This is a genomic window from Nocardia caishijiensis NBRC 108228 (assembly GCF_001612825.1).
Lineage (GTDB): Bacteria > Actinomycetota > Actinomycetes > Mycobacteriales > Mycobacteriaceae > Nocardia > Nocardia caishijiensis.
Genome location: NZ_BDBE01000039.1, coordinates 195,073 through 219,120, shown reverse-complemented (window position 1 = coordinate 219,120; position 24,048 = coordinate 195,073). Strand labels below are relative to the sequence as shown.

Sequence of the window (24,048 nt, the reverse complement as noted above, 5' to 3'; positions counted from 1 at the left end):
GAACACATCTTACTCAACTTACCCGATGAAATCGGACCTTACCGAAGAGGTCTCGCGGGCCCGCGCTATGCTCGCCGGACGTACGCATCACACTTGGGCCCTGCTTAGCAGTGGATCGGATGGGGTAAATGCCAGGAGCGAGACCGACAGCACACAGTTCGGTGCCGAGGCGCCCGTCTGGTCAGGAGAACGCTCTGAATCCCTTCTATCTGGAATTTCCCGCGACCGCCGATCGCTTGATCGAGGTCCGTCGTGCGCTGCGTTCCTGGTTGGCCGCCATTCCGGTCGGGCAGACGCTCGCCGACGATGTGATCTTGGCCGCAGGTGAGGCGTGTACCAATGCGGTAGAACACGCACACCATTGCGACGGCGGACCCGTCGAAATCGACGCATCGCTGACCGATGGTCACATCCTCGTCGTCGTCACCGACCACGGCAGCTGGCGGCCGAGTGCCTCGCCCGCCGACGCGGCCCGGGGTCGAGGACTGACCATCATGCGGGCCGTGAGCAGCGAATTCGATGTGGAGACATCCGAATCCGGCACCGTCGTCACCATGCTGATCGCGTGTGGGTGAGCCGCTCACCGCACCCGAGGGAGCCGGACGACCTGCACGAAGAATTCATCGATCTGCCGGATCGCGGCGATGAACTGGTCGAGGTCGACCGGTTTGGTCACATAGGCATTGGCATGCAACTTGTAGCTGCGAAGAATGTCTTCCTCGGCGGCCGAAGTCGTGAGTACGACCACCGGAATCGGTGACAATTCCGGGTCGGCCTTGATCTTCTCCAATACCTGCCTGCCGTCGTATCTCGGGAGATTCAGATCGAGCAGGATCAGGTCGGGAGTCGGTGCTTCGGCGTAGTCACCGTTACGGTAGAGAAAGTCCAGGGCTTCCTGCCCGTCGCGCACGACGTGCAGGGTGTTGCCGATTTTGTTGTCCTCGAACGCCTCTCTCGTCATCAATTCGTCGCCGGGGTCGTCTTCGACGAGCAGAATATCGATGGGCTGGCCGGGCACGGTCACGCGAATGCCTCTTTCCGGATATCGGATGCGGTGGTGGATTCATCGAGGGCGGGCAGAGTGAAACACAGGCGGGTACCGTCGTGATAGTCGGTATCTATCCAGATCCGGCCGCCGTGGAATTCCACGATCTTCTTGCAGACGGCCAGTCCGATACCGGTCCCGCTGTAGGCGTCGCGGGAGTGCAGACGCTGGAAGATCACGAAAACCTTCTCCGCGAATTCGGCGTCGACGCCGATGCCGTTGTCGGACACGCACACCTGCCAATTCGAACCGGTGTCGTCGAGCGCGCAGGCGATCCGGATCAGCGGTGTCGATCCCGGGGTGCGGAATTTGATCGCGTTGCCGATGATGTTCTGCCACAGCATGACCAGCAGGGTCGGTTCCCCCTCGATGCGCGGCAGGCGCTCCGGTTGCTCGATGACCGCGCCGGTCTCCTCGATACTCGACGACAGTGCCGCGAGTGCGGCGTCGAGTCCGTCGGCGAGTTCGACCGGTTCGGTGCCGTCGGATACGCGCCCGACCCGCGAGAAGGTGAGCAGATCGTTGATGAGCACCTGCATGCGCTTGGCGCCGTCGACGGCGAAATCGATGTACTGCTTGCCTCGGTCGTCGAGCTTGTCGCCGTAGCGTTTGTCGAGCAGCTGGCAGAACGAGGCGACCTTGCGCAGCGGTTCCTGCAGGTCGTGGGAGGCGACGTAGGCGAACTGCTCGAGTTCGGTATTGGAGCGCCGTAGTTCCTCCGCCTGCTCGGCCAATTCCTGTTTCTGCTGGTGCAGGATGGATTCCTGGACGCGCGAGGAAGCGAGTTCGGCGACGATGTGGTCGCGCATGTTCTCGACCGCGGCACAGACCAGGGCGATGTCGGAGGGGCCGACCGGATCGATGCGCGCGTCGAATTCGCCCGCCGCGACCCGCTGGGACGACTCGGTGAGATAGCCGAGAGGCCGGACGACGAGGCGCCGGACCAGGACGGTGAGCGCGATCCCCGTGACCACGAAGGCCAGCACGATGCCCCACAGCACCAGGTCGCGGGTGGTCCGGGCGGCCTCTAGCGTGTCGTTGTCGCGGTCGACGGCGGTGGCGAGGTTGTCGTTCTGGACGGCGAACCGTGCCCGCAACTCACCGAAATAGGCGATGCCGAGGTCTGTGCGGATGGGTGCGCCGCCCTGGGCGATCACCGGATCGGCGTACGCGGTGCGCCACAGATCCGCGGCGGACCGCAGGTCCGCGAGGTCGGCCTCGAGTTCGGGGCGACCGTCGAGCAACTGCTCCAGCCGCTCGATGGCGTTCGTCTCGTCCTGCCTGGCGCCGACGTAGTGCGAGACGAACAGGGGATCGCGGGTGAGTACATACCCCCGGACACCTGCCTCCTCGTTCACGAGTGCGCCCTGGAGTCGTGCGGCCTCGGCGGCGGCCGGAAGCGTTTGCGCCACGAGCCGATCGGTGACCCGGCTGGTGTGGGCGATGACCTGGGCGCCTGCCACCGCACCGGCGATCACGGCGACGATCATCGAGGCGAAGACGAGCTGGAACCAGCCCTGCGCCGTCATCCGGCTGACCAACCGTGTGCGGTCGCGGGCGGTCCTCGTCACTGCACAGGCCTTCCGTTGTCGCGCCAGCCCACATAGAGGATGGCCACGTCGTCGTCCAAGCCGCCTGCCGCGGCGGCCTGGTCTTCCACTCGGTGGATGAGCGCGTCGATGAACGCGTCGGGGTGTCCTGCGGGCAGAGCATTGGCGAGCGCGAGCAGGCCCTCCTCGCCCAGGCGTCGACTGCCGTCGCCGACGTGGCCTTCGAACAGCCCGTCGGTGAACAGCATCAGCCCGGCGTCTTCGGCCAGATGCAGCTCCTGGACCGGCCACTGCCCGAACCCGGGGACGAACCCGAGCGCCGGGCCCCCGTCGACCTCCACCCAGCTCGAGGTGCCGCCCGCGCGCCGGAGCATGCCCGGATGGCCCGCTCGGCGCACCTGAACCTGCCTGGTGGCCGGGTCGAGCCGGAGCACGGTCGCGGTGGCGAAGGTCTGCTCGTCGCGGCGTTCGGCGACAAGCAGTTCCTCGAGCAGTGCCAGCTGTCGTGCGCCGGTGACGCCGCTGAGAACCAATGTGCGCCAAGCCAATCGGAGCGCGACGCCGGTGGCGGCGGCGTCGGGACCGTGACCGGCGACGTCGCCGATCACGACGTGCACCACGCCGTCGGTGTCCTGGACCACGTCGTAGAAATCGCCGCCGAGCAGCGAGTGGTCGGCGCCCGGCCGATACCGCGAGATCACCTCGACCGTGCGGTCGGCGCCGAGCAGGGGAGTCGGCAGCAGACCGCGTTCGAGGCGCGCGTTCTCCTGAGCCCGCATCTGGCTGGCGCGCAAAGCGGCGGTCGTGCGCTCGGCGTGCTTGCGCTGGATGGCGTAACGCACTGCGCGACCGAATAATTCGGGCTCCACCCGGCCCTTCACCAGGTAGTCCTGCGCACCTGCGGCCAAGGCCGTGAGACCGGTCTGCTCCTCGTCGAGCCCGGTCATCACCACGACGGCGATCTGGTCGTCGATCTCGCGCAGCCGGGCCAGTGCCTGCAGCCCGTGGGCGTCGGGTAGGTGCAGGTCGAGCAGGACACAGTCAGGGGTGTCGACGCGCAACCGTTGACCCGCCTCGGCCAAGGTGCGCACCCATTCCAGGCGTGGCCCGGCGCCGAGGTCGGCCACCAGCTCCTCTACCAGCAGCGCGTCGCCCGGGTCGTCCTCGACGAGCAGGATGCGTACCGCACCGCCCGGCAGGTTCGCGGCCTCGGTGACGAGGAGATCGGCGGCGGTTGTGTCACTGTGCGGCACGGCGACCTGTGGGAATGCCGGTATGGACGCTCGCACGGTCGCGGCGAGTGGGTCCTCTCCCGCAGCTGGACAGCTGAAAACCAGCGGTGTGCACGAATATCTCCGATCCCGAGCGCCCGCAGCGCGAACTGACACCGTCAGCCGCTGGCTGGACCGACAGAGCTCTGCGATCCTATCCGATCCGAGGACCACCCGATGCCCACCGGATCCGCCGACCGGCGGTGCGACGCGTCACCAGGTCGACGCCGCGTCCCGAAGACGGGCCCGGACCAGGGCGACGTGCGGACGCTCGGTGCGTGTCGAACGGCCGACGAGGTAGGCGGTGTTGATCGGCGGGTCCTGCGGATCCAGCAGCGCGACAACGGTTCCGGTGGCCAACGCGGACGCGCACAGATAGCGGGGCACGACGCTGACGCCACCGCCCGCCGCGACCACGGCGAGCACCGCGCGCAGGTCGGGGACTACCACGGCGGGTCGGCGTTCGAGGCGGCGGCCGAAGACGTGGCGCCAATATCGGCGCAGGATGGGGAGATCTGTGGCGTAGCTGACCAGGGGGACAGGCGTCAGCGCGGAGGCGTCGCCGCGTTCGAGGCGACCGGTGTCGATGCGGGCGGCGGTGGCCGGGTCCGCGACGAGGACGAATTCCTCGTCGGCGAGGGGCTCGGCGAGCACCGCGCGACCGCGAGGGCGGATGGCCGAGATGACGAGATCCAGGGCACCCGTGTGCAATTCGGTGAGCAGATCGTCGGCGAGGCCGGTTGTGACCTGCAAGCGAACCCCCTCGGCGACCAGCGGCGCCAACGCCGGTAGCGCGAGGGCGGCCAGGAACTCGGCGGGTCCGCCGAGCTGCACGGGCGGTTCGGGGGGAGTGTGAGCGGCGGTGATGCCGGTGACCTCGGCGAGGGCGTCGAGCGGGTCGGCGATTCTGGCGGCCAACTCGTGCGCGGCGGCGGTGGGGGAGACGCCACGGGGGAGCCGGTCGAAAAGCGGTCGGCCCACGGCCTTTTCGAGGGTTCGCAGTTGGCTGGTGACGGTGGGTTGGGACAGTCCGACCTGAGTGGCGGCCGCGGTGAGTGAGCCGCAACGGTAGACGGCGAGGAAGGTTCGCAACTGAACCAGGTCGAGCGTGCCATCACCGTGTCGATGCCTCATGGACCTCAGTGTATTGCTGAACGAATACCGCCTGTTCAGGGCGCCGGTGGCAGGAATTCGCGGAGGGGAGGCGGGAGGAGGTCCTCCATGTTGGCGAGGACCGCTTCGACGGGCAGAGTGCGGTCGGGGTCGTGGGTGGGGTTCTCGATCTCGGCGGTGGCGTCGGCGATGCCCTGATCGAGGGCGGCGGGAAGATCGGGGGCGAGCGTCGCGGTCCTGTCGGGGTTGAGGGGCTGGTCGAAACGCAGCGGGGTGGGCGCAGCGTAGTCGGTGCGGTCGTAGCCGGTTTCGATCAGCACCCGCAGTGCGGGCTCGGCCAGGGCGGCGGCCGGTTCCGTGAGGTCGGTGCGGTTCGTGTGCTCGCCGATCGCGCGCAACGGATACAGCAGCGGCAGCGCGCCCTGCGGGTTCGGGATGGTGACATATGTTGTGTCGCCGTGGCTTTGGCAGTGCTGGGGTGATGTGTCGCAGTTCTGTTGCGCGAGGAACTCGGACCGGTCGGGGTACCCGTAGATCGCGGCGCCCGCCGTCGGCTCGCTTCCCGCGCCGTTGCCCTTGGGCTGCAGATACGACGGGTGGATGAGCACCGTGCCGAGCAGCGCGTTGGCGTCGGCGAGCACATTGAGCGGGTAGGCCGGGAAGTCGGAGATGCCGTCGTACTGCATGGCGATGTCGGTGGTCGCGATCCCGGTGTCGGTCGGGGTCGGCGGCCCGAAGGTGATGTCGGCGACCGGAATCCCCCCGAAACGGACCGGCCGCTCGATGATGCCGCCGTTGGGCCGGTTCGGATTCGCGATGAGCACGAACGACAACCGCGCCCTGTCCTGCGGCGACAGTCCGGCCAGTGCGGCCTTCTCTGTGCTGGCGACCGTGGCACCCTGCGAATAGCCGAAGACCACCGCGGTACCCGGCGCCGCGAGCTGTCGGCGGGTGAGCTCGTCGAGCGTGGCCACCCCACCGGCGACCGAGGTGTCCCATTTCGCCGACGACGCGCCAGGGCCCTTGGACGAGATCACCGGCCACAGCGCGGCGTCGTACGGAACGGGAACGAAACCGACACCGGGACAAGCATTGTCGGTGCAGCCCGGCGCGCCGGGATCGATGAAGTTCTGGTAGGCGTTGCTCTCGAAGTTGTGCGCCACGGACGGGTCACTGGTCCCGGTGCCGGGGACGATCAGCGCCGACGTGGCGGCCAACGCCACCGCGCACACGCTCTGCGCCTCGAGCCAGCCGAGACCGAGCGCCGTCACGACCGCCGACGCCGCCCGTGCCGCCGAACGCTTCCGATGCCGCCCGCTCTTCGTCGGCGCCCCGGCAAATCTCGCATTCGGCCTCATGGACTACCTCTTCGGTGTGAGGGAGAAACCTCGGCAACTGCTGAGCAATTGTGACAGCCCGCCCGACCGGGGGACAAGCACTGTGCCCGGATTCGCGAGGACCTTCCGGGTAACCTGTCCGCTGATGGCTCGGCGCGTGGCGTCGAGCGCAGCCATACCGGACGCTCGGCAAGGAGGTTCGATGTGATCACTTCGATCCGCATGGCTGTGCTGGCGCTCGCGGGGACGGCGGTGTTGTGCACGGCGTGCTCGACCGATTCGTCCACCGGGTCCGAGGCGGCGTCCACCACGCGATTCACCACCGCTGCGAGCGCGGCTACGAGCGGGGCGCCGACGTCGCAACCGGTCGACCCGTCGCTCGCCGGAGCGCTGCACGAGGCCGCGGCCGCCGACGACGGTGCCCGCGTGCGGGAACTGCTCGATCGAGGCGCGCCCATGGAAGCGCGGGACGACGAGGGCCGCACACCACTGGTGACGGCGGTCAAGAACCGGGCCGTCGCCGCGGCGCGGGTGCTGATCGATGCGGGTGCCGACGTCGACGCCAAGGACGACCTGCAGGATTCGGCCTACCTCTACGCGGGGGCCGAAGGGTATGACGAGATCCTGCGGATGACTCTCGCGCACGGGGCCGATATACGCAGCTTGAATCGGTTCGGCGGCACCGCGCTGATTCCCGCCGCCGAGCACGGGTTCGTCTCGACCGTGCGAATACTGATCGAGGCGGGTGTGGACGTCGATCACGTGAACACACCGCAGTGGACGGCGCTGCAGGAGGCCGTGGTCTACGGCGACGGCTCACAGAAATACCAGGACACAGTCACCGCCCTGCTCGACGCGGGCGCCGACCCGAACATCCGTGACGCCGAAGGCCGCACGGTTCTCGAGAACGCGCAACGGCTCGGGCAGACCGCCATCGTTGAGATCCTGCACCAGCATTCCTGACTTCGCCACCACTGTCCGGTCAGGCTGATCGGTTGATCGCCGAGGTAACGGGAAGGAAAAGGTAAGGGCGGTAAGGGAACTGAAAAGGATCAGGGTGTGTCGAGCACGCTGACCGGAACCCCGTAGGGCAGAAATCGCACGCGGCGACGCTCATCGACGTTGTCGCGGTGTGCCCGCAGTGCCTCGAGTTCGCTCGGGAAAACTTGATCCACCCGAGCCTGCCCGTCCTCATCGAGCGTGTAGATCGCCCACACCCCGCTGCCGGTGGCGCCGGTCGTCTCGGGCTCCGACTTCGGTTGTGGCCCGGCGAACTGCCCGAACAACGAATTCAACACCGACTGATCAAGAAATCCGCCCGCCTTCCCGATCAATCCGCGAATCTCATCGCTCGCCCCACGCAGAACCCGCTCGAAATCGTCGGCATCGAAAGATCCGTCGTCCGCCATCGCCAATCCTCCTCGAAACATCGGCTCGTTTCTCCCAGTGTCCTCGCCGGACGCGCCACGCGCCACGACCGTTGGCGCGGCCGCTTCCTCGCTAGGGTTTGTCCATGCTGACTGCGCTGCTCTACGGGTTGGGGACCGTGGTTCCGCTGATGATCGGGGTCGCGGTCGGGGTGCGGTGGACGCTGCCACGTGCGGTGTTGGCGAGCATGATGGCGTTCGGGGCCGGGACGATGATCGCCGCCGTGTCCGAGGAGTTGTTCGCACCGGCCTTCCGGCGGGACGGGGCCGTGATCGCGGGAATCGCGCTGTTCGCCGGGGCCGGGATGTATGTGGTCGCGGATCATCTGATCGAGAACAAGCTGGGGCGGGCCGCGATCGGGTGGGCGCTGTTGCTCGGCACGGTGCTCGACGGCATCCCCGAGAACATGGCGCTCGGGGTGTCGCTGGTCGGCGGCGGGGGACTGGTGCTGCTGGTCGCCATCGCGGTGGGAAACGTGCCGGAAGCGGTGAGCGCGGTCGCGTTCCTGCGTGACCAGCACGGCTTCTCGCCGGGTCGGACGTTCGGGCTGTGGGCGGTCACCGCCGCTGTCCTCGTCGCGGTGACCGTGCTCGGCAACGCGCTGGCCGGAACCATCTCGAGCAGCGCGATCAGCGCGGTGCAGGCGTTCGCGGGCGGTGCGACGATCGCGATGCTCGCGGACTCCCTTGTGCCGGAGGCATACCGGGAAGGTGGTTGGTGGGTGGGGATGGCGACCGCGGCGGGTTTCTTCGTCGCGTTCGCGATCGGGTGAGGGCTCAGTCCCGCACGACGGTGGCCGGGTCGAGGTCGATGCGCCGCAGCAGTTGAGCGTTGAGCGCGACGACCACCGTGGACGCGGACATGAGCAGCGCCCCCACCTCCATCGGCATCGTGACACCCCACGGCGCCAGGACACCCGCTGCCAGCGGGACGGCGACGATGTTGTACCCAGCCGCCCACACGAGGTTCTGGACCATCTTGCGGTAGGTGGCCCGCGACAGCTCGATCACCGAGACCACCGCCCGTGGATCGTCGGAGGCGAGCACTACGCCCGCGGAGGCGATGGCGACATCGGTGCCTGCCCCGATGGCGATCCCGACATCGGCCTGCGCGAGCGCGGGCGCGTCGTTGACACCGTCACCGACCATGGCCACGGTGTGCCCGGCCTCCTGCAGCGAACGCACCTTCTCGCCCTTGTCGGCGGGCAGAACCCCGGCGAAGACCTGGTCGATGCCGAGTTGATCGGCCACGGCGCGCGCCACCGGCTCGGCGTCACCGGTGATCATGGCGACGTGAACGCCTCGGCGGTGCAGCGCCCGGATCGCCTGCGCGGATTCGGGACGGACCTCGTCGGCCAGGGCCAACGCGCCGATCAGCTCGCCGTCGCGCAGCACGTGCAACACCGTCGACCCCTGCTCCGACCAGCGCGCCGTGGCCTCGGCGGGCTCGAGGTGGTGCCGGTGCAGCAGGGCCGGTCCGCCGACCTCGATCGTCGCACCATCGACCGTCGCGCGAACTCCGACACCGTTGTGGGCGGTGAACCCGGTGGCGGTGGGAACACGGACGCCGTGGTCGGAGGCGGTGGCGACGATGGCGCGCCCGAGCGGATGCTCGCTCTCCGATTCGGCGGCCGCGGCCAGGGCGAGCACATCGTCGTCGGTGCGGCCCGACCCGGTGGCGGTGGTCCCGACGACGGCCGGTGCGCCGCGGGTGAGGGTGCCGGTCTTGTCGAACAGGATCGCGTCGACCGCGCGCATCGCTTCCAGGGCGCGGCGATCGGTGATGAGTACACCGGCCTTCGCGGCCCGTTCCGTCGCGATCGAAACGACCAGCGGAATCGCCAGGCCGAGCGCGTGCGGACACGCGATGACCAGCACGGTGATGGTTCGGGTGACCGCGTCCTCGGGACGGCCGAGGGCGAGCCAGACGACGGCGGTGATCGCGGCGGACCCGGCGGCGAACCAGAACAGCCAGCCCGCCGCCCGATCGGCGAGCACTTGCGCCCGCGACGACGAATTCTGGGCCTCGGCGACCAGTCGCTGGATGCCCGCGAGAGCGGTGTCGGCACCGACTGCGGTGACCCGCACCCGCAGGGCCGAATCGGTGGTGACGGTGCCCGCGACGACCTTGTCGCCCGGTTCGCGCCGCACCGGCCGTGATTCGCCGGTGATCATGGACTCGTCGACATCGGCGCTGCCCGACTCGACCACCCCGTCGGCGGGCACCCGACCGCCGGGTCGCACGACGACGCGGTCACCGGTGCGCAGGTCGCCGACCGCGACGGTGCTCGTCGCGCCGTCGTCGCCGACCCGTTCGGCTTCGTCGGGCAGCAGGGCGGCCAGCGATTCCAACGCGCTGGAGGCCTGTCCGAGCGAGCTCATCTCGATCCAGTGACCGAGCAGCATGATCACGATCAGCAGCGCCAGTTCCCACCAGTAGTCGAGCTCGTGGTGCAACAGCCCGAGCGTCGAACCCCAGGACGCGAGGAAGGCGACGGTGATGGCCAGCGCGATCAGCAGCATCATGGCGGGCTTGCGCGCCCGGATCTCACCGACGGCGCCGGTGAGGAACGGCTGCCCGCCCCAGATGTACATGACGGTGCCGAGCACCGGCGACACCCACCGCAAGCCCGTCGGCACGGTGTAGCCGACGAGTTCGGCGAACATCATGTCGGCGGCGACCACCGGCACGGCCAGCGCCAGCATCAGCCAGAACAGCCGCCGGAACATGGCCACGTGGTCACCGTGGTGGTGCCCCGAAGGCACGTCGTGGTGCTCGTCGTCGGTGGTGTCCGAACCGCTGCCCCGAGGATGGTGGTCGGCCATATCGCCGACGGTACCCCCGGGTGGTCACCCCGCCGCACAAGAAACGCCCCCGGCCTGACACAGGTCGGGGGCGTCGCGTTCGAGCGGTCAGTGCCCGCGTTGATCGGTGAGGTTGAGGCCCTCCTTGGCCTTCACGCGTCGGTGTTCCAGCAGCAGCCAGGCGACACCGGCCAGGGCGAGGGTCGCGGCGGCGACGGCCGCGATCGCGCCCCAGCCCGCGAAGCCGTACCCGGCGGCGGTCAGACACAGGCCGAGCGCGATCACCGCCAGCGCGCACAGGATGATGCCGGGGAAGTTGTACCCGTCCTCGAGTCCTTCACCGGCGTGGCTGCGGGTCGTTCGGGAGTGGTCGGGGAATTCGCGCCCGGTGCGGCGCGAGATCCGGGAGCCGTGGTGGGCGGGGTACGCCATGGTCGATCCTTCCCTCCGGTGGACTGCGTGTGAGGCTGATACCCACTGTGTCGCGGCCCAATCGGGCCGGACGACGCACGGCCCGAGCCGTAGCATGGTCGCCACTGCCCGCACGGGTGAGGTGAAGGGGTTGAACGCATGCGCACGTTGCTGACATCGCTGATCCTGGCGGCGATCGCGCTGCTCGTCGGCGACCGGGTGGCGCTCGTGGTCGCGCAGAACGCGATCGGACGCCAGATCGCCGCCGAATACCAGCTCACGAGTCGGCCCGAGGTCGACATCCCCGGTTTCCCGTTCCTCACCCAGGCCGTCGACGGCGCGTACCCCACCATCGACATCGCGGTCGGCGACTGGACCGGCGACGACATCACCGTCCGCGACCTCGACGTCACCCTCAACGATGTGTCCGCACCGCTGGGTGACGTGCTCGCCGGTCGCACAGCGAACCTGGTGGCCGCCACGGCGACGGCCACCGCGGTCGTCCCCTACGACACCGTGCGCGGGTTCGCGCCCGACGACGTGGAATCGATCGGATACGGACCGGACGGCCTCACCGTGGTCGGCCGGTTCCCCGTCGCCGGGATCATGGTTCCCGCCACCGTGATCGTCACCGTCGCACCCACCGCCGACGGCATCGAGGTGACTCCCGTGTCCGCGCGGCACTCGGCGGGCGGTCCGACCATCTCCCTGGCCCTGCTGCGGAGCAGACTGACCTTCGTGGTCCCACTGCGGAGCCTGCCCCTCGGCGCGCGCATCACCACCATCACCCCGGCGGCGGACGGCCTGCACGTCACCGCCGCCGCCGAGGATGTGCGCCTCACCGACGGCTAGGTGAGGATCTCCACGTAACCGTCGGTGCCGTTCACGCGGATCCGCTGTCCGTCGCGGATCAGCTCGGTCGCGTGTTCCACGCCGACGACGGCGGGCAGGCCGTACTCGCGGGCGATGACCGCGCCGTGGGTCATCAGCCCGCCCACTTCGGTGATCAGTCCGGCGATGCCGACGAACAGCGGCGTCCAACTCGGGTCGGTGTAGGCGGTGACGAGGATGTCGCCGGGCTCGAGATCGGCCTGACCGATATCGAGGACTACCTGTGCTCGACCCTCGATCGTGCCTGCGGAGACCGCCATGCCGGGCAGCGCGCCCTCGGGCAGATCCTCGCGCCGGTACGCACCGGTCACCGCCTCGCCGTCGGAGGTGAGAACCCTTGGCGCGCTGAGCGTTCGGAAGGTGCGGAACGCTTCGCGCCGCTCGTCGATGAGTGTGTCGTCCACGCGGCGGTCGCGCACCACGTCGCGCAATTCCTCGAACCGCAGGAAGAAGATGTCCTCGGGTCGCCGGAGTAGCCCGGCCGCCGCGAGTCGCTCGGCTTCGCGCAGCAGCGCCTGCTTGTAGACGAAATAGCGGCTGACCATGCCGTACTTCGGGTATTCGCGGTAACCGGCGAAAGTACGGACTCGGTCGATCATCCGCGCGGTTTCCTCGGCCTTGTTTTCGCCGTCCGGCAGGGCACGTAGTTCTCGCAGAATACGAGCGCGCTGCTGCTCGGCATCGCGCAGCCCCTCCTCGAAACGCTCTCGGCCCGCGCCGGGTCCGAAGTTGTGGACATTGCCCAGAATGGTCGGCACGAGCGCGGTGGGGTCCTCGCTCCACCGGGTGCGGGTGATATCGATCTCGCCGACACAGCGCATCCCGTACCTGTCGAGGAATTCGCTGATCGCGACCCGTGCCGAGGGGCCGCCCGAACACTGCTCGAGACCACCGAGGAAATCGCTCGTGCCGTTCTGCTCGATCTCCCGCAGGTACGCCACCACCTGTGGGTGCGGACGGATGGCGTCGGCGACATCGAGCAATGCCAACCCCATTTCCGAGGTCACGTTGCCCGGCACCGACTGGCTGAGCGCATCGGCGGGATTCTTCTCACCGAGCCATTCGCCCAAGCGGTCGTTGAGCCATTCGGTGGCGTCCATGGCGGCTGTGATGATCCGCAATCCGCGCGGGGAGAACAGCACCCGCTGCAATTCCGCGATGTCGGCGTGGATGAAATCGAGCAGTGCCGACCCGGACAGGGCGGCGATCTCGCGTTTCAGGACGGCCAGCGAGGCCTCGCTGTCGGCGATCAACTCCTCGACGATCGCCGGGTCGGTGTCGATCGGCGCGGGCGTCGGCGGTGCCGCGACCGGGTCGGTCTGCGGAACAAGGGGGACGAAGCCGCGATCGAGGACCGTGCGCAACGCGTCACCCATCAGCGGATCGGACTTCCCGAGCGCCTCGGCCACGGCCGGGCCCGCGGTCGGCGAGGCCAATCGTTCGGTGACGTCGACGAACAGCCGCCCACCCGCGTCACGCATGGGCGCGTGACTGGTGAGCTGCCAGAACGAAAGCCCGAGCGGTTTCATGGCATCGGTCATCATCTGCTGATGACCCACCGACACGTAGACGCGGTCGGCGTCGTCGGCCGCGTCGGGAACCGGGAACAGTGTGGTGATCGGCCTGCTCTGGACGAGGCGGATCTCGTCGTCGAGGCACCATTCGATGTCCTGCGCGGCGCCGAAATGCGCTTCGACGCGTCGGCCCAGCTCGGCCAGCCGCAGCACCTCGGTGTCCGAGAGAACCGGTTCGTCGCGACGATCGTCGGCTATCTCACGCACCTCGGTGCCGCCGGAGACCACCGGTTCGACGGCGATCTTCTTGGTGGCGATGGTCTTGTCGATCTCGCCGTCGCGCACCTTGTACACATCGGCGTTCACCAGGCCGGAGACCAGGGCTTCGCCGAGACCGAACCCGGCATCGATGGAGACGACGGTGCGATCGGAGGTGACCGGGTCGGCCGTCATCAGGATGCCCGACGCACGCGGAAACACCATCCGCTGCACCACGACCGCCATCCGGATCATGCTGCTGTCGAACCCGTTTCGCAGGCGGTAGGTCACCGCCCGCTCGGTGAACAGCGAAGCCCAGCATCGCCGCACGTGATCGAGTACCCGCGCCGCACCGATCACATTCAGATAGGTGTCCTGCTGCCCGGCGAACGACGCGGTCGGCAGGTCCTCGGCCGTGGCGCTGGAGCGCACCGCGTACGCGGCGTCGGCGCCGAGCCGGGCGTGCGCGGTGAGGATCTCGGCCGCCACGTCCTCGGGTACCGGCAACTGCTCGATGTCGCGGCGGATCGCGGCACCGGCTGCGCTGATCCCCGCCCGGTCCTCGGGCGAGAGGTCCGCCAGGTCGCGGATGCGCGCACGGACCGCCGTCGCGCCCGCGAGGGCCCGGTCGAAGGCCTCGGTCGTCACGCAGAACCCGTCGGGCACCCGAACCCCCTCGATGCGTGCCAGCTCACCCAGATTCGCACCCTTGCCCCCGACGATTCCCACCTGCGACCGATCGATCTGCCCGAACTCGAGAACAACACCCATAACCCACTCCTCACCTGCGGTTTCAGCAGTACGCGAGCGATTATGGACCACTTTTCGATGTCTCATGAGCGGCCGCGATCGTGTATACAGTGAGAAGGGGATGGGAAACCAGCGCATCCGCCGCCGAGCCGGGCTCGACGACGGTCAGACGCTGATTCAGGCGGGGACAGCGTGGCGACGTGGTTCGAGCGCGGCGGCCACCAGGTAGCTGCCACCACCGGCCAGCGCCAGCACCCAGTACGGGCTCGCCCCGGTGAGGAACAGCGCAGCCGAGGACGTCAATGCCAGCCACGCACCGAGCGCGTACTGCAGCACATCCCGGTAGGCGGCACCACCGGCCAGATACAGCAGGCCGACGACGAGACCGGAACCGGTCGGCCACAACAGCATCCGCAGATTCTCGTCGGCCACTGCCGAACTCAGCGCCGTGATGACGAAGAACTGCGCACCGAAACCCACCAGCCACGAGGCGGCGAGCAGGTTGCCGATCACCGCCTCGGCTCCGGTCGCGCCGCGTTTGGCCCGCATCGTGACAACGCTGGTCACGATCATCGCGATCAGCAACCCGCCGACGAGCAGCGCGCCCGGAACCACGGCGGGCAGCCGCACGAGCGGTGAATCACCGTGCGACACGGCGTAAGCGCCGTGGCCGAGCAGCCACGCGGCACCGAAACTGAGGTAGGACGGACGGTTGTCGAGCAGAACACGCAGAGCGGACATCGTAATTTCTCCAGAATCGTAGGGGTTCAGGACTCGGTGTCGGCGACCAGGACGACCTTGCCGACGACAGTGCTCGATTCGGCGAGCCGCATCGCTCGCGCGGCCTGTGCCAACGGCACCCGCGCACCCACCTGTGCGCGCAGCACGCCGCGAGCGGCGAGGTCGAACACGGCCGCCAGGTCCTCGGCGATGCGGGCACGGAAACGCGGCAGGTCGCGCTTGCCCGCCCAGAGATTGAAGAAGTGCGCGTTGCGCTTGTTGGGCAACGCGTTCCACACCAGTAGTCGGCCGAGCAACCGCAGGACCGGTAGCCGCGAATTGCCCTCGTCGTTCTTGGTCGACGCGGTGCCGTAGGACACCAGGGTGCCGCCGGGCGCGAGCAGAGCGAACGACTCGGTGATCCCCGGACCGCCGATGTGGTCGAACACCGCGTCCACCCCGTCGGGTGCCAGCGCCCGGACCTGCTGCCCCACATCGCCGCGGTAGTCGACCCAGGTGGCGCCGAGCGCCCGGACCGCTTCGGCGTGCCGTGTCGACGACGTGCCGATGACATGAATTCCCTCGGCGCGGGCCAGCTGCACCAGCGTCGACCCCACGCCTCCGTTGGCGCCGTGAACCAGGACGGTCTGCCCGCGACGCGCCTTCGCGATGCGGAACAACATCTGCCAGGCCGTGATTCCGTTGACGACAAAGGTCTCCGCCGCATCGGCCGCGAGCCCGTCGGGCACCGCGACGAGAGCGGCGGCGTCGAGCTCGGCATGGCTGCTCCATCCGCCGATCTTGGTCAGCGCGGCGACCCGCCTGCCGATCATGGTCGTGTCGACGCCAGGACCGACGGCGAGGACGGTGCCGACCAGGTCGTAGCCGGGAACGAACGGGAACGCGGGTTGGTCGTAGTACTTGCCGCGGCGCATCTGCTGCTCGGCGAACGAGACACCGCTCGCCTCCACGGCGACGACGGCCCGACCCGGCCCGGGTGCGGGCAACGAGCGCCGGGTCACCAGCAGGCCCTCGGGCTCCACCCGCTCGGGCAGGACGATTTCGGTGGCGACGATGGACATGGCTCTCCTAGTGTGTGACTGGTCAATCACTCGACGGGTCGAAAAAATGCCCCGCGAGGGGCATTCGATGGTCAGACGGCGTCCGGGTGACGGATGCCCGCGGTGACGATGGTCGCCCACGCGCTGTCGTCGCCGTCGAGGCCGAGGGTGGTGATGAGGTGGCAGAGCTGACCGAAGGCGATGAACCGCTGAACGTGGTCGTCCTCGGCGCCGGAGCGGTGTTTGGCGAGTTCGGTGATCCGGGCCAGTCCGGCGCGCATCGCCGTCCCGATCTCGGGTACATCGGCCACCGATTGGGCGTGGACCTGCAGCATGAGCAAGCTGCGGTCACTGATCAACTGGGCGTAGGCACCGCCCATGTCGTAGAGGATCTGCTCGGGGCTGTCACCGCTCGACCGTGCCGCACCGGCCGACATGGCCGCGGTGATCCGGTCGAAGCACCGCTCGAGCGCGGCGACGAACAGGGCGACCTTGCCGGGAAACAACTTGAAGACGTACGCCGGTGAGATCTGTGCCGTCGCCGCGACCGTGCTGATCGGCGTGCCGTGGTAACCGGTACGGGCGAACTCGATGATCGCGGCATCCACGACGGCGTCGCGTCGGATGTCGGACCGGGAGAGTGTTGCTCCGCTCTTGCTCATGTGAGTGACTGTACACTCACTCTTCCTCGAGCGTCAACCCCGCCCGAGTTTCCCGACCGGCTCGGAACTTCCGAGCCGGTCGGACTCTGTCAGCCGCAGCAGGTCGCCCCCGACGCGACTGCATTCCGCTTGGCGTCGGTGCCGCAGCAGGCTCCTTCGGCCTCCGCCTCCGCAGCGGTGCCGCAGCATGTGACACCGCGCTCCGCTTCGGTGAGTTGTGGTGCGCTGCCGAAGGTTTCACTATCGGCCAGCACGGTGTAGACCTCCCAGCGCTCGGCGTCGGGCGCGCTCACCCACACCTTGTCCTGTGTGGCGAAGCAGCAGGTCGTCGCCTGCTGCTCCTCGGTGAACAGCCCGGCCTGCGTCAGCCGCGCGATCTCGCCGTGGACCAGCTCGGACGACTCGACCTCCACGCCGAGGTGGTTGAGGCTGCCGCCCTGCCCCGCGTTCTCGATCAGCACGAGCTTCAGTGGCGGGTCGGCGACGGCGAAATTGGCGTACCCGGGCTTGCGCTTGGTCGGGTCGGTGGCGAACAGAATCGAGTAGAAGTGCACGGCCTGGTCGAGGTCGTCGACATTGAGGGCCAGCTGGATTCGGGACATGGTCGTACCTCCACTTGTGAGACATATGTCGAAGAAGTTGCGAGCTCGAGTGTGCGCACCTTTTCGACATATGTCAATGCTTCGCGTAGGGTCGATGTCATGCCCAAGGCGCTACCGGTGATCGACATGTCCGCTCCCGTCTGCTGCGCGCCCGTCGCGGCGGCTCCGGTCGACGATGTGGCCGCCCTGGAGGTGGCGTTGCGGCTCAAGGCCATCGCCGATCCGGTCCGGGTGAAACTGCTGTCGCTGCTGCTCACCAGTCCGGTGGGCGAGTGCAACGGTGGCGATCTGGCGGGCGTCGTCGGGCTGAGCGAGTCGACGGTCTCGCATCACCTCGGGCAGTTGCGCAAGGCGGGGCTGGTCGAGTCCGAGCGGCGGGGGATGAACACCTTCCACCGTGCGCGGCGCGAGGCGTTGTCGGCGCTGTGCACGGTGCTCGATCCCAACTGCTGCCGCTGATCCGCGGTTGCTGGGATTCCGTCACCGAATCGCGAGGCGGTCGTCCCCACCGATGTGAACCGGGCCAAAAGCGCGTGCCGGGCACCGATTCGCCACGCGGTGCGCACCTACGCTCGCGGCCATCGACCACCGATGCGAAGGACGAGCCGTGATCGAATACCGTGCCCGCGTGGGCCTGGCACTTTCCGCCGCCGTACTGGCGGGCACCATGACCGGGGTGGTCGCCGCCGCGCCCGCGCGGGCGGCGGGGTGCGTCGACGTGCACGTGGTCGCGGCGCGCGGAACCAACGAACCCGGCGGGCTGTGGAGCCAGTACAAGCTGGGCACCGTCGTCGGCAACCCGGTGTACGCCGCCATCGACGACAGGTTGTCACAGTCGACCAACGCGTATCGGGTGCAGTACCCGGCGGGCTACGAGCAGCCTGCCTCGGTGCAGGCGGGCAACCGTGACCTGGTCGATCACGTCGTCGCGCGGGCGGCGGCCTGCCCGGATCAGCAGTTCGTGCTTGTCGGCTACTCCCAGGGCGCCAACGTGGTGGACAACTCGATCGGCATCAGCAGTGCAGGCGCCCGGGTCGGCGGGCCGATCGTGGCCACCCTGCCCGCCGAGCTGGCGCCGAGGATCGCGGCGATCCTGTTGTTCGGCAACCCGATTCGCGGAGTGGGTCGCGAGGTCACCGGCGTGTACGCCGATCGCACCTACGATGTGTGCAACGACAACGACCCCGTGTGCGATCCGCGAGGTAAGGACTGGAACGTCCACATGCAGTACAAGCGGTACGCCGACGAAGCCGCCGCCTTCGTCGCCGCCCGGGTCCGACCCGCCTGATCGCCGACTCCGGAGGTCCGTTCATGTCACCCTGTCCGGTCGCGATCGTGCTGGCCGCCGTGCTGGCGCTGGGTCCCGTGCTGATCGAGCCGTCGACCGCGCGGGCGAACTCCGCGTGCGCCGAACCCGGCGCCGCGCCGCAGCGCCGCGCGGCCGAGGAGGTGGGCATGGACGAGGCCGCGCTGGCCGCCGCGATGGATTTCGGCATCGGCGCGAAAGCTCATGCCATCCAGGTCTACCGGCACGGGTGCCTAATCGCCGACCACGCCCCGACCGGCGATCTGCCGATGCCCCTGTTCAGCGCGAGCAAAGGGGTCACCGCCGTCGCGGTCGGCCGGGCGGTGACGCTCGGGCATTTCGGGCTCGACGATCCGATCGGTCGGTTCTTCCCGACGGCCGACGCCGCGCACGCCCGGATCACGGTGCGCCAGGTTCTCACCCAGACCACCGGTCTGCACTTCTCCTGGCCCGCCGACGTCGCCTCGATCGCCACCAGCACCGTCGACCGGGTCCTGGCCGCGCCGATCGACTACGAACCGGGCACAACCTTCCAGTACGCGCAGGCAGTGCTCGGACTGTTGCCCCGCATCATCGAGATCACCACCGGTCTGGACTATCAGGAGTTCGTGCGGCGAGAACTGATGGGCCCGTTGGGAATTCCCCGCGATCACTGGGTGTGGCTGCGCGACCGCGACACCACCACCGCCGTCGCGGGTGGTCTGGCGATGCGGCCCGCCGACCTGGCCAGAATCGCCCGGCTCGTCCTGCAACGCGGTGAATGGGCGGGCAACCAGCTGATCGATGCCGACTACCTTCGTCAGGCCACCACGCCGACCCAGGCCAACGGCGGATACGGATTCCTGCTGTGGCTCAACGCGGGAGAGACCTTCCGCGGGGTGAATGTGCCGGTACCCGCTTTGTACGAGCACCGCCTGTTTCCCGGACTTCCCCACGACACGATCGCCTTCTCCGGTGCCCTCGGCCAGTTGGCGGTGGTGATTCCCAGCCGCGACCTGGTGATCATCCGTCTCGGCGTGCCCGCGACCATCGACCCGAACAATCTCACCGGCTTCCTGACGGGCACCAGCAATCCCGACAACCGGATGCTGTTCCACCGCATTGTCGCCGCGGTGGAGAACCAGGAACCCCTCGAAGACCCCGACCTCCCGCCGGACCCGATCCATCGGACCGGCGCGACACCGGAGGAACGCGCACTGCTGCTCGACCCGCACACCACCGCGGCGATCCTGCTCGGCACGGGCGCCTACGGTGGCTGCGACATCGCCGTCTGCCACGGTCGTCCGCTGCCCGCGGACATTTTCGGTCTGGCGCTGGACGTCGGCAACCAGCTCGCGGCGGCCCTGCCCGGCGAGCGCTGACCTACCGGTTCGCCGAGGAGGGTTCGGGCACCCGCTCCGCGGGCATCGGCGGTGACGGCGGCGTGCCGTCACCGAACGGGCGGCCACCCAGCTCCTCGCGGTGGTGCGGGGTGAGCCAGTTCGACAGGTCCGGGCCCGCCGGGACGATGCCGGTGGGGTTGATGTCACGGTGCACCACGTAGTAGTGCTCCTTGATCTGGCCGAAGTCGATGGTGTCACCGAAGCCGGGTGTCTGGAACAGGTCGCGAGCGTAGGCCCACAGCACCGGCATCTCGCTGAGCTTGGTCCGGTTGCATTTGAAGTGCCCGTGATAGACGGGATCGAAGCGGGCCAGCGTGGTGAACAGCCGCACGTCGGCCTCGGTGATGGTGTCGCCGACGAGGTAGCGCTGGGTGCGCAACCGTTGGCTCACGCGGTCGAGCGCGGCGAAGAGCCGGTCGTAGGCCGCGTCGTAGGCGTCCTGCGCGCCCGCGAAACCGCAGCGGTAGACGCCGTTGTTGATCTCGGTGAACACTTCCCGGTTGATCGCGTCGATCTCCTCGCGCAGCGGTTCCGGATACAGCTGCGGCGCGCCCGGGCGGTGGTAGGGGGCCCACTCGGTCGAGAAGTCGAGGGTGATCTGGGCGTAGTCGTTGGTGACGACCTGCCCGGTCGCGATCTCGACCATCGCGGGCACTGTGATACCGCGCGGGTAGTCGGGGAACCGGGCCAGATAGGCATCGCGCAGACGGTGGATGCCGAGCACCGGATCGACGCCGTCCGGATCGAGGTCGAAGGTCCAGCTGAGCTTGTCGTGGGTGGGACCGCACAGGCCGAGCGACAACACCGGCTCGAGCCCGAGCAGGCGGCGAACGATCAGGGTGCGGTTGGCCCACGGGCAGGCGCGGGCCGCGACGAGTCGGTAGCGGCCAGGTTCGACGGGGTAGCCGTCGCGGCCGTCGGCGGTGATGCGTGTGGTGATGTAGTTGGTGTCGCGGCGGAACTCGCCCTTCTCGACGTAGCTGCCCGCTCCGGCGTCGGCTTCGCTCATCGGCCCAGTGTCGCATATCGGACGGTCGAAATCGGTCGGCTGTCGGTGGTGGTGGCTACCCTGGAAATCGAACCTGTTGTGGCGCAGTGACGCTCGCGAACTTGTGCGGGAAGGGGGCCGGGGACATGATGTCCTAGCGAAAATCGTTGTCAACAAACGTGGCTCGGATGGGGGCAGTGTGGAACCGGACCTGATCTTGACGCCGCGAATCGGTGCGTCGCTTCGCGCGGTACTCGACGCTCCCGACAGGCTCGCGGAGCTGGTGACCGCCCTCGGGTCACCGCTGAATGTGGTCGTCCCGCAGCAACTCGAGGACAACGCGGCGAGCTATCGCGCCGTGTACCGCGAGCACCGGCTGAGTGGGGACATCTTCTTCGCGCACAAGGCCAATCGATCGAGTGCGATCGTCCGCGCGCTGGCGGCGGGGGAGTGCGGCATCGACGTGGCCTCCCTCGGTGAACTCCGCCATGCGCTCGAGTCCGGCTTCACCGGTGACCGCATCATGGCGACCGGTCCCAAGGACCGGGAATTCCTGTGGCTCGCGGCCCGGGTCGGCGCGGTCGTCAACGCCGACTCCCGCGAGGAACTCGCCGAGCTCGCCCGGCTGATCGCGGAGTCCGGCCTGCCGCGCACGCGGGTGATGCTGCGGCTGTCCGCGTTCGACTCGCCCGGGGTGACCATCGCCAGTCGACGCAGCCGCTTCGGCCTGCACGCCCGCGAAGTGCCCTCGGCCCTCGACCTTCTCGACCGACATCGCGACACCCTCGACCTGCGTGGCATGGCCTACCACCTCGACACCACCGGCCTCGACGAGAAGGCGCTCGCACTCGAAGGCTGCCTGCTGGCCATGCGGGAGGCCCAGACGAGGGGCTTCACGCCGAGCGCGATCGACATCGGTGGCGGATTCGGCGTCAGCTACCTGCACGATCGCGACGAATGGCATCGCTACACCACCGAACTCGGCAACGCGGTGCTCGGCACGCGTCCTTCGATGACCTGGCACAACCACGGATACGGCCTGCGTGCACAGGCCGGAACGCTGCGTGGCACCCTCGGCCTCTATCCCGCCTACCGCGAACTCTCCGGTGCGCGCTACCTCGACGAACTGCTGAGCCGCGAGGCGCCCTCGCTGGGCAGATCGCTGGCCACCCTGCTCCTGGAAAATCTCTACGACCTGCACATCGAACCCGGCCGGTCGCTGCTCGACCAGTGTGGCCTCACCCTGGCCCGGGTCTCGGAGGTGCGCGCCACCGACGAGGGCGACCTGCTGGTCCGGGTGGCCGCCAATTCCCGTGACATCAGCGCCGAAGACCATGCGGTGCTGATGGATCCGGTGTTGCTGCCCGAGCGTCCCGGTGAACCGGTCGGGGTCTATCTCACGGGCAACCTCTGTCTCGAGGACGACTTCATCACCCGCCGCAAGGTCACCCTGGCGCGCACTCCGGTGCCGGGCGATCTGCTCGCGTTCGTGAACACCGCGGGCTACTTCATGGACTTCGCGGCCGATTCCGCGCTGATGCAGCCGGTGGCCCGCACGATCGCGGTTCGCCCCGGCGAGGGTGGGTGGACGTGGTGCCTGGATGAACAGTATTGGCCCGTGGAAGGGAACCGCGCATGAAGTACGACAGCATTCTCGACGTCATCGGGGACACGCCGCTGGTCCGCATCGATCCGGCCGTGCACGGGCTCGCCCATATCGACCTCTACGCCAAGATGGAGATGCTCAATCCGTTCGGATCGGTGAAGGACCGTCCGGCGTGGAACATGGTGCGCGAGGGGCTGTCCCGGGCCGTCGAGCAGGGTGACGCGGTGGTCGAGCTGTCCAGCGGCAACACCGCCAAGGCCCTGGCGGTGATCGCGGCCATGCACGGACTGCCGTTCAAGAGCGTCACCAACCGCATGAAGGTGCCCGAGATCAAAGAGCTGCTGCTGTTGCTCGGCGCCCGCATCGAGGAATTGCCCGGCCAGACCGAATGTCTCGATCCCACCGACACCGAAGACCCGCTCAGCCGCATGTACCGGATGCTGTCCGAGGACGGCGGCGGCTACCTGCACACCGATCAGTACTTCAACACCCGCAATCTCGACGCCCACCGCACCGGGACCGCGCCGGAGATCATCAAGGATCTCGACGGCGCGGGCCCCGACATCTTCATCGCCTGCATCGGCACCGCCGGGTCCTCGACGGGCGTGGCGGGTGCGCTGCGTGAACACAATCCGGCGGTGTCGGTGATCGGGTTGGTCGCCGACAAATCCGATTTCATCCCCGGTATCCGCAATATCGATGAGATCAACGAGGTCGGGCTGTTCGATCCGGACAACTACGACACCATCGACGCGGTGACCTCCCAGGAGGCGATCGAGGGCATGCTCACCCTCAACCGCCGCTGCGGGATCCTCGGCGGTCCGACGGCGGGCGCCGCCTACTTCGGGGCGCTGCGTCATCTGCGGACCGTCGACGCCGAGCTCACCGACCGGCGCACCGCCGTGTTCATCGTGTGCGATCGGGTAGAGAGTTATCTCAGCTATGTGCGCAAGCGCAGGCCCGATCTGCTCGAGCAACCGGTGCGCCCGAATTCGGTGAGCACGGTGACCGACAACGAGCTCGCGGCGGTGGCATCGATCGACGTGGACCGGGCCCGAGAGTGGATCGCCCGCGACCGACCGGTGGTCGTCGACCTGCGCGGTTCCTTCGCCTACGGCGCCGTCCACATCGCGGGCTCGATCAATATCGTCGACGAGCTGTTCGACGAACTCGTGCACGGCGGACTGCCGTTCGGCGCGGGCACGCCGGTACTGCTCGTCTGCCCGGTCGGGGAGAAGTCCGCGCGCTACGCGGCCCTGCTCACCCGGATGGGGCACCGTGACGCGCGCAGTCTGCGCGGTGGTGTGGTGGCCTGGCGCGACGCGGGCGCACCGCTGGTCAGGGACTGA

General features: G+C 68.5%; 23 protein-coding genes. 9 read left to right on the top strand and 14 right to left on the bottom strand.

All coding sequences use genetic code 11. The features are described 5' to 3' along the window. Positions 1-161: 161 nt before the first annotated feature. The gene (locus NC7_RS22375; RefSeq protein WP_067986254.1) at positions 162-575 is read left to right on the top strand and encodes an ATP-binding protein; all 414 of its coding nucleotides are present in this window, start codon (positions 162-164) and stop codon (positions 573-575) included. 5 nt (positions 576-580) lie between these two features. Here the strand turns inward: NC7_RS22375 and NC7_RS22370 are convergent, their stop codons facing one another. The 5 genes from NC7_RS22370 to NC7_RS22350 all read right to left on the bottom strand — a co-directional run bounded on the left by NC7_RS22370 (position 581) and on the right by NC7_RS22350 (position 6,250). Then, a complete protein-coding gene (locus NC7_RS22370; protein ID WP_067986253.1) occupies positions 581-1,024 on the bottom strand; it encodes a response regulator in 444 nt (147 codons plus the stop codon). Beyond that, positions 1,021-2,574: a sensor histidine kinase gene (locus NC7_RS22365; RefSeq protein WP_067986252.1), complete on the bottom strand. Its 1,554-nt coding sequence runs from the start codon at positions 2,572-2,574 to the stop codon at positions 1,021-1,023. The genes NC7_RS22370 and NC7_RS22365 overlap by 4 nt, the downstream gene beginning before the upstream one ends. Positions 2,575-2,612: 38 nt before the next feature. Beyond that, positions 2,613-3,794 carry a PP2C family protein-serine/threonine phosphatase gene (locus NC7_RS22360; RefSeq protein WP_067986336.1) on the bottom strand — a complete coding sequence of 394 codons (1,182 nt, stop codon included), beginning with the start codon at positions 3,792-3,794 and terminating at the stop codon, positions 2,613-2,615. Positions 3,795-4,079: 285 nt separating this feature from the next. Further along, on the bottom strand, positions 4,080-5,000 hold the full coding sequence (locus NC7_RS22355; RefSeq protein ID WP_067986250.1) for a LysR family transcriptional regulator: 921 nt from the start codon (positions 4,998-5,000) through the stop codon (positions 4,080-4,082). Between the two features lie 35 nt (positions 5,001-5,035). After that, a complete protein-coding gene (locus tag NC7_RS22350; RefSeq protein WP_067986248.1) occupies positions 5,036-6,250 on the bottom strand; it encodes a PE-PPE domain-containing protein in 1,215 nt (404 codons plus the stop codon). Positions 6,251-6,520: 270 nt separating this feature from the next. Between NC7_RS22350 and NC7_RS22345 the strand changes: the two genes are divergently transcribed. Then, on the top strand, positions 6,521-7,279 hold the full coding sequence (locus NC7_RS22345) for an ankyrin repeat domain-containing protein (RefSeq protein ID WP_236573594.1): 759 nt from the start codon (positions 6,521-6,523) through the stop codon (positions 7,277-7,279). An 89-nt stretch (positions 7,280-7,368) separates the two neighbouring features. Here NC7_RS22345 and NC7_RS22340 read toward each other — a convergent pair whose 3' ends face one another. Then, a complete protein-coding gene (locus NC7_RS22340; protein WP_067986246.1) occupies positions 7,369-7,725 on the bottom strand; it encodes an Rv0313 family protein in 357 nt (118 codons plus the stop codon). A gap of 104 nt (positions 7,726-7,829) precedes the next feature. Here NC7_RS22340 and NC7_RS22335 point away from each other — a divergent pair, with 104 nt between their 5' ends. Then, positions 7,830-8,516: a ZIP family metal transporter gene (locus tag NC7_RS22335; protein ID WP_067986245.1), complete on the top strand. Its 687-nt coding sequence runs from the start codon at positions 7,830-7,832 to the stop codon at positions 8,514-8,516. Between the two features lie 4 nt (positions 8,517-8,520). On the opposite strand, the gene NC7_RS22330 is transcribed toward NC7_RS22335, so the two are convergent. Both NC7_RS22330 and NC7_RS22325 read right to left on the bottom strand, forming a co-directional pair. Next, positions 8,521-10,569, bottom strand: coding sequence for a heavy metal translocating P-type ATPase (locus tag NC7_RS22330; RefSeq protein ID WP_067986244.1), 2,049 nt, complete (start codon positions 10,567-10,569; stop codon positions 8,521-8,523). 87 nt (positions 10,570-10,656) lie between these two features. Further along, positions 10,657-10,980, bottom strand: a complete 324-nt coding sequence (locus NC7_RS22325) for a hypothetical protein (RefSeq protein ID WP_067986243.1) — start codon at positions 10,978-10,980, stop codon at positions 10,657-10,659. 138 nt (positions 10,981-11,118) lie between these two features. Here NC7_RS22325 and NC7_RS22320 point away from each other — a divergent pair, with 138 nt between their 5' ends. Then, a complete protein-coding gene (locus NC7_RS22320) occupies positions 11,119-11,811 on the top strand; it encodes an LmeA family phospholipid-binding protein (RefSeq protein WP_067986241.1) in 693 nt (230 codons plus the stop codon). Here the strand turns inward: NC7_RS22320 and rph are convergent. From rph to NC7_RS22295, 5 genes are all read right to left on the bottom strand, one after another. After that, positions 11,808-14,393 carry a rifamycin-inactivating phosphotransferase gene (gene rph, locus NC7_RS22315; RefSeq protein ID WP_067986237.1) on the bottom strand — a complete coding sequence of 862 codons (2,586 nt, stop codon included), beginning with the start codon at positions 14,391-14,393 and terminating at the stop codon, positions 11,808-11,810. The two genes, NC7_RS22320 and rph, sit on opposite strands and share 4 nt — an antisense overlap. A 156-nt stretch (positions 14,394-14,549) precedes the next feature. Continuing rightward, positions 14,550-15,113 carry an ABC transporter permease gene (locus NC7_RS22310; protein WP_067986234.1) on the bottom strand — a complete coding sequence of 188 codons (564 nt, stop codon included), beginning with the start codon at positions 15,111-15,113 and terminating at the stop codon, positions 14,550-14,552. Between the two features lie 26 nt (positions 15,114-15,139). Then, on the bottom strand, positions 15,140-16,174 hold the full coding sequence (locus NC7_RS22305) for a medium chain dehydrogenase/reductase family protein (RefSeq protein ID WP_067986232.1): 1,035 nt from the start codon (positions 16,172-16,174) through the stop codon (positions 15,140-15,142). Between the two features lie 71 nt (positions 16,175-16,245). After that, positions 16,246-16,815 carry a TetR/AcrR family transcriptional regulator gene (locus NC7_RS22300; RefSeq protein ID WP_067986229.1) on the bottom strand — a complete coding sequence of 190 codons (570 nt, stop codon included), beginning with the start codon at positions 16,813-16,815 and terminating at the stop codon, positions 16,246-16,248. An 89-nt stretch (positions 16,816-16,904) separates the two neighbouring features. Then, positions 16,905-17,417, bottom strand: a complete 513-nt coding sequence (locus NC7_RS22295) for an ArsI/CadI family heavy metal resistance metalloenzyme (RefSeq protein ID WP_067986227.1) — start codon at positions 17,415-17,417, stop codon at positions 16,905-16,907. A gap of 99 nt (positions 17,418-17,516) precedes the next feature. Between NC7_RS22295 and NC7_RS22290 the strand changes: the two genes are divergently transcribed. The 3 genes from NC7_RS22290 to NC7_RS22280 all read left to right on the top strand — a co-directional run bounded on the left by NC7_RS22290 (position 17,517) and on the right by NC7_RS22280 (position 20,084). After that, positions 17,517-17,876, top strand: coding sequence for an Rv2640c family ArsR-like transcriptional regulator (locus NC7_RS22290; RefSeq protein ID WP_067986222.1), 360 nt, complete (start codon positions 17,517-17,519; stop codon positions 17,874-17,876). Between the two features lie 148 nt (positions 17,877-18,024). Next, positions 18,025-18,705, top strand: coding sequence for a cutinase family protein (locus NC7_RS22285; protein WP_236573596.1), 681 nt, complete (start codon positions 18,025-18,027; stop codon positions 18,703-18,705). A gap of 23 nt (positions 18,706-18,728) precedes the next feature. Next, positions 18,729-20,084, top strand: coding sequence for a serine hydrolase domain-containing protein (locus tag NC7_RS22280; protein WP_067986220.1), 1,356 nt, complete (start codon positions 18,729-18,731; stop codon positions 20,082-20,084). 1 nt (position 20,085) lies between these two features. On the opposite strand, the gene NC7_RS22275 is transcribed toward NC7_RS22280, so the two are convergent. Beyond that, positions 20,086-21,114 carry a glutathione S-transferase family protein gene (locus NC7_RS22275; RefSeq protein WP_067986218.1) on the bottom strand — a complete coding sequence of 343 codons (1,029 nt, stop codon included), beginning with the start codon at positions 21,112-21,114 and terminating at the stop codon, positions 20,086-20,088. A 178-nt stretch (positions 21,115-21,292) separates the two neighbouring features. Here NC7_RS22275 and NC7_RS22270 point away from each other — a divergent pair, with 178 nt between their 5' ends. Continuing rightward, positions 21,293-22,732: a type III PLP-dependent enzyme domain-containing protein gene (locus NC7_RS22270; RefSeq protein ID WP_067986216.1), complete on the top strand. Its 1,440-nt coding sequence runs from the start codon at positions 21,293-21,295 to the stop codon at positions 22,730-22,732. Continuing rightward, positions 22,729-24,048 (top strand): pyridoxal-phosphate dependent enzyme, encoded by a 1,320-nt coding sequence (locus tag NC7_RS22265; RefSeq protein ID WP_067986212.1) that lies wholly within the window; start codon positions 22,729-22,731, stop codon positions 24,046-24,048. Before NC7_RS22270 ends, NC7_RS22265 begins: the two co-directional genes overlap by 4 nt.